Source organism: Micromonospora sp. NPDC049230, assembly GCF_040647875.1.
In the GTDB taxonomy this organism is placed as follows: Bacteria; Actinomycetota; Actinomycetes; order Mycobacteriales; family Micromonosporaceae; genus Micromonospora.
Genome location: NZ_JBEZCZ010000097.1, coordinates 1 through 1,185, shown reverse-complemented (window position 1 = coordinate 1,185; position 1,185 = coordinate 1). Strand labels below are relative to the sequence as shown.

At 67.6% G+C, this 1,185-nt stretch carries 2 protein-coding genes; both read left to right on the top strand.

Going from position 1 to position 1,185, the window contains the following annotated elements:
* Nucleotides 1-101 precede the first annotated feature (101 nt).
* Nucleotides 102-566, top strand: coding sequence for a winged helix-turn-helix domain-containing protein (locus tag AB0A95_RS34705; RefSeq protein WP_357559993.1), 465 nt, complete (start codon nucleotides 102-104; stop codon nucleotides 564-566).
* Nucleotides 545-1,153 carry a transposase gene (locus AB0A95_RS34700; protein ID WP_357559992.1) on the top strand — a complete coding sequence of 203 codons (609 nt, stop codon included), beginning with the start codon at nucleotides 545-547 and terminating at the stop codon, nucleotides 1,151-1,153. Before AB0A95_RS34705 ends, AB0A95_RS34700 begins: the two co-directional genes overlap by 22 nt.
* The last annotated feature ends 32 nt before the right edge of the window (nucleotides 1,154-1,185 follow it).

Genomic DNA, 1,185 nt, shown 5'->3' with positions numbered 1-1,185 from the left:
CGCTACAGAGGTTGAAAGGCTGACGTCCGTCGGCGTGTCGGCGTGATCTGGGGCGATGGGTTCGGTAGGCCGGAGGTATGAGGTATCCGGCTGGTGGTGGCATGAACGCGGCAGCCCGGGTCCGGCGTGAGAAGGTTCGGATCCAGGCCGCGAGCATGTTCGAGGAGTCCGTACCGACCGCGCAGATCGCTTCTGAGCTGCGGGTTTCCGAGAAGTCGGTGCGTCTGTGGCGGCGGCAGTGGACTGCTGGCGGAACGGAGGCGCTGGCGTCGGCCGGGCCGGGTGGCTCGGACTGCAAACTCTCCGTTGAGCAGCGCAAACAGCTGGCTGAGATGCTCGATGAAGGTCCGATCGTGCACGGCTGGGACGATGCCCGCTGGACTCTGGCGCGGGTGGCGGAGGTGATCGAGCGCCGTTTCGGCGTCTCCTACACGCTGCGTGGGGTGTCCTATCTGCTGCATCGCATCGGGTACAGCCAGCAGGTTCCCACTCGTCGGGCGATCGAACGTGATCCGGAAGCGATCGCTGGCTGGCATCGCGGGCGGTGGCCGTCGGTAAGAGGTTAGCCGCGACGCGTGGCGCCTGGATCTGCTTCCAGGACGAGGCAGGCCAGGTCATGCGACCGCCGGTGGCCAAGACGTGGGCCCGGCGCGGACACACGCCCGTCGTCGAGGTCTGCGGTAAGGGCTCCGGTCGGGTCTCGATCGCCGGCCTGGTCTGCCTCAAGCCCGGACAGCGAGGCCGGCTGATGTGGCGCACCCGGCTGCACCGCGGTCGCGCCGGGGAGCGTGGCAGCTTCAGCGAGGACGACTACATCGCCTTCCTCGACCAGACCCACCAGCGCCTGCAGGCACCGATAGTGCTGATCTGGGACAACCTGAACACCCACGTCAGCCACCGCATGCACGCCCTGATCGCCGCCCGGCCGTGGCTGACCGTGATCCGGTTACCCGCCTACGCTCCGGACCTCAACCCCACCGAAGGCGTCTGGCGCTGGATGAAACGCGGCCTGACCAACACCGCCGCCCGCAGCGTCGACCACCTCGCGCAACTGGTCAAACGCCGGCTACGCGCCTGTCAGCAACAGACCGACCTCCTCGCCGGCTTCCTCGCCAGCACCGGCATGACCCTCGAACCCGAACCACCGAGATAGCCCGAACCCTGGCCTTTCAACCTCTGTAGCGA

Bases quoted from the DNA above. Each gene is read 5' to 3' on its own strand.
- AB0A95_RS34705 (WP_357559993.1), top strand. From the start codon at position 102: ATGAACGCGGCAGCCCGGGTCCGGCGTGAGAAGGTTCGGATCCAGGCC.